Below are 3,642 nucleotides of genomic sequence, written 5' to 3' on the forward strand. Positions count from 1 at the left end.
AGCGCCGTGCCTACTCACGGCTGTTCCTCGCCCGGCTGCTGCTGACGCTGGAGGATTGCCAAACCACCATGGCCGAGCTGGTCGATGCCATCGGGCCGCTGGATCAATGGGTCGCGAGGGACCATGATGCGCTACTCGCCGAGTGAGCGCCCGGGGGCGGATTTGTGGGGATACCTCAGGCTCTGACCCCTTTTTCCCTACTTTTTTGGTCGTCCGCGGGTGGCGAAGCCCACCGGTCGGTCCAGCGCATGCGCGATTTGCCCGCGAAAGCGGTCGTCGCCGAGGGGCGTGCCGGTCTGCAGGCACTCGCGCATCTGCTTGACGAAGGCGGGGGCCAATGCTTCCTGGAACAGGGTCCGATAGGCCTCGCGCCGGGCGTCGGCCGACCTGCCGAGTTCGAGATAGCTGTCATGGGGCGTCAGCAGGGGATCATCCTGGCCCAGGGCGTTACTGTGATAGCTGGACCAGGGATAATCCTGCGGCGTCGCCGCGATGCCGGCGCGCACGGGATTCAGCTCGATGTAGCGGTGGCAGGCGAGCAGATAGGTATCGGTTTGGATCAGGCTCGACTTGAAGCGCCCCTCCCACAAGGTGCCTGAGCGGCCGTAGGTGCGGTTCACGTAGGGCACGTAACGGCGCCCCATATATTGCATGATGCGACTGATGCCCTCGGCGTGTGTCGGCGTCAGCAGCAGATGGACATGGTTGGTCATGAGCACATAGGCGTGCAGGGCGCACTCCCAGCGCTCCAGGGCCTCGCCCAGCCACGCCAGGTAGTGGCGACGATCCTGGTCGGCGAAGAACACCGGCGCGCGATTGTGGCCGCGCTGAACGATATGGGCCGGCAGGCCTGCGAGGAAAAATCGTTGCTTCCGGGGCATGCTATGCTCTCCCATCATCATTAAGGGCTCTGACCCCTTTTTATCATGCGGCTGTACGACTTCGAATACTCCGGCAATTGTTGGAAGGTGCGCCTGCTGCTGGACATGCTCGGGCTCGACTACGAGCGGGTGCCCGTGGACAGTAGCCGTGGCGAGACCCAGCGCGAGGCCTTCAGGGCCGTGAGCGGGCGCGGGCAGATTCCCGTGTTGGAGGACGGCGATGTGCGGCTGTGGGACTCTCAGGCCATCCTGTTCTACCTGGCGCGGCGCTATGGCGGCTCAAGCGTGGGCGCATCGGCATCGGGCGCGGGCAAACCCGGCGCGGGCGAACCGGAACAGGGCGGCGCAGGCTCGGGCGGCGCAGATCCGTTGAACAGTCCTCGACAGGGTCCGCCCCCACAGGGCCCCTGGCTGCCCGCTGACCCGTTGGGCGAGGCGCAGGTGCTGCAGTGGCTGGCGGTATCCGAGAACGAGTTGCTCTACGGCCTGGCCCGGGCGCGGGTGGCGCTCAAGTTCGGCCGGCCTTTCGATGTGCCCGCCTGCCAGGCGGAGGGCCGCGCCGGACTCGCCGTGCTGGAGTCGCAGCTCGCCGAGCACCACTGGCTGGTGGGCGCGCACGCCACCATCGCTGACCTGGCGTGCTACCCCTACGTGGCGCTCGCCCACGAGGCCGACGTGGCGCTGGACGACTACCCGGCCGTGCGCGCCTGGTGTGCACGCATCAAGGCTCTGCCCGGCTATCGCCCCATGGGATAAAAAGGGGTCAGAGCCCTTTTGCGCACGATGGTGGGGTTGAGGATCTCGACCGAGGCGATATCGGGCAGATCGGGGCGCAGGTCGTTGATCAGCGCCACCAGCAGTTCGGGGGCCTCAGCAAACAGCCGCTTGAAGACGTAGTCATTGGTGGGGTCGAGCAGTGCGTTCATGCGACATTGTTGCTTGGCCAAAAACCAGACCTGAACATCCCGCTGGAATTTTCAAGAGAAAACGGCCCAATCGCGTCGCCTGTTGGTGGATCTGGGTTGGCGTTCCCAAGCCATCCTCGGCCGGCCGAGGCGAGCGGTGTGCCGGGACGACACCAACGGGCGGGTCGAAGCGTGCTCGCTCCCTCCCAAGGATGGCCGGGGCGCGCTTATGCGGCAAGCCGCTGCTCGGCATGGGTCGACGGCTGTGCAGGCTCGCGGATGCAGTAGGCCTCACCGCGTTGGAGCATGCGGTAGAGCACGCGGCACAGATGCCGCCCGAGCGCGCGGATGGATTGGTTGTGGGTCTTGCCTTCGGCGCGTTTCTTCTCATAGTAGCGCTGTGATTCGGGCACCTGCTTTCGGTGCCGGTCGACGCCGGTCATCATCGCGGCCTTGGCGCGCTTGTTGACCTGGCCGGGGGCGCGCGCGCCTTGGCGCGTACCGGAGCTGTTGTCGAGGTTGGCCATGCCGAGGTAGACCGCGAGGCTCGCCTCGCCGGCGAAGCGATCAAGCGTGCCGATCTCCCCAGCCAGTTCGCTGGAACACACCAGCGCGAAGCCCGGCAGGGTGTCGATCAGACGGGCGATGTCCGAGGCCTCGGCCAGCGCTGCGCATTGGCGCTCCAGGGCGCTGATGGCCTGTCCCAGCGCCAGGATGCGCCGCGCATCTTCGATGATCATGGGGCCGGCATACGCCACCTCGTGGCTGAACTGCGCTTGTTGCTGCCACTGGCGGATGCGGGCGGCGTACTTGGCGCCGATCGCGGGGATCGCCAGCAGCGTCTTCTCGCGCAGGCGTGCGAGCTTCTCCAGGTCGTCGCCGTGGGTGAGCAGGTTGAGAAACCAGCGGTTCTCAGCATCACCGGTGATGTCGAGCAGCCCCGGACACACCGCGCGCAGGTCGCCTTGCATGCGCGCCAGCAGCCGGCTCTTCTCCTCGACCAGGGCACGGCGGCGGCGCGTCAGGCGCTTGAGCTTGGCGTTCTCGAGTGTTGGCGCATGCACCTCCTGTAGCGCCCGGCGCGCTTGCGGCATGTGCTCGCCGAGCTGCATCAGATCCAGCATGCGCCGAGCGTCGATCGGGTCACTCTTCGCCGCCGCCGGAAACATCTGCTTGAAGCGCGCGAGCTTGAGGTTGTTGACGTTGAGCAGCCGCCAACCGCGCTCGCAGATCAGGCTGTCGAGCGGACGCGCGTGGCCGTTGTAGCCTTCCATCGCGACCGTTGGCACGGCCATCGCGAAGCGCCTGCGATGCTTCTCGATGCGGCTGAAGAAGTCTTGGAAGCCTTCCGGTCGGTGATCGATGTCGAATGCTTCGAGCAGCTCACCGCTGGAGAGACCAATGGCAACACTGTGGCGTCGGCAGCCGACGTCCACGGCCACGTGAAGTTTGGGCGGAACAAGCATGGGGCCTCCGTACTTGATCGAGACAAAAGGGGAATCATCCGCTGGTCTCGTCTACATACAGAGCCACTACCGAAAGGGTCGGCACCATCCCGGACGACATACACGGATGATGCAGGGAGGCGGAGGCGGCATTTCAAGTCGTGCGAGCCGGCTGCGCCGACCGCTGACCCCTAGAGCCACACCCCCGCCTCGACGCTAGAATACGGCCTTGGCGGGGTGCCCCGCTACCTGCAAATTCGATGGTAGACCCCATTTTTCCCGTTCATGCGGCATTGTTGCTTGGCCAAAAACCAGACCTGTCCCCGGTTTTGTATAAGCGCCGTGCCTACTCACGGCTGTTCCTCGCCCGGCTGCTGCTGACGCTGGAGGATTGCCAAACCACCATGGCCG

4 protein-coding genes are annotated in these 3,642 nt (G+C 65.6%); 1 reads left to right on the forward strand and 3 read right to left on the reverse strand.

The genetic code is table 11. The annotated features are described in order from the left end of the window. Window positions 1-197: 197 nt before the first annotated feature. Window positions 198-881 (reverse strand): transposase, encoded by a 684-nt coding sequence (locus tag QZ588_RS17855; RefSeq protein ID WP_295544448.1) that lies wholly within the window; start codon window positions 879-881, stop codon window positions 198-200. 45 nt (window positions 882-926) lie between these two features. Between QZ588_RS17855 and QZ588_RS17860 the strand changes: the two genes are divergently transcribed. Beyond that, window positions 927-1,637: a glutathione S-transferase family protein gene (locus QZ588_RS17860; protein WP_295544449.1), complete on the forward strand. Its 711-nt coding sequence runs from the start codon at window positions 927-929 to the stop codon at window positions 1,635-1,637. Here QZ588_RS17860 and QZ588_RS17865 read toward each other — a convergent pair. Both QZ588_RS17865 and QZ588_RS17870 read right to left on the reverse strand, forming a co-directional pair. After that, window positions 1,619-1,807 carry a hypothetical protein gene (locus QZ588_RS17865; protein WP_295544453.1) on the reverse strand — a complete coding sequence of 63 codons (189 nt, stop codon included), beginning with the start codon at window positions 1,805-1,807 and terminating at the stop codon, window positions 1,619-1,621. The genes QZ588_RS17860 and QZ588_RS17865 overlap by 19 nt on opposite strands. A 206-nt stretch (window positions 1,808-2,013) precedes the next feature. Further along, window positions 2,014-3,252, reverse strand: a complete 1,239-nt coding sequence (locus QZ588_RS17870) for an IS110 family transposase (protein WP_295544451.1) — start codon at window positions 3,250-3,252, stop codon at window positions 2,014-2,016. Window positions 3,253-3,642 lie beyond the last annotated feature (390 nt).

The organism is uncultured Thiohalocapsa sp. (assembly GCF_913062725.1).
Lineage (GTDB): Bacteria > Pseudomonadota > Gammaproteobacteria > Chromatiales > Chromatiaceae > Thiohalocapsa.

What these genes read in the sequence shown, in the direction of transcription:
- QZ588_RS17865 (WP_295544453.1), bottom strand. Translation starts at nt 1,807, where the DNA reads ATGAACGCACTGCTCGACCCCACCAATGACTACGTCTTCAAGCGGCTG.
- QZ588_RS17855 (WP_295544448.1), bottom strand. Translation starts at nt 881, where the DNA reads ATGCCCCGGAAGCAACGATTTTTCCTCGCAGGCCTGCCGGCCCATATC.
- QZ588_RS17860 (WP_295544449.1), top strand. Translation starts at nt 927, where the DNA reads ATGCGGCTGTACGACTTCGAATACTCCGGCAATTGTTGGAAGGTGCGC.
- QZ588_RS17870 (WP_295544451.1), bottom strand. Translation starts at nt 3,252, where the DNA reads ATGCTTGTTCCGCCCAAACTTCACGTGGCCGTGGACGTCGGCTGCCGA.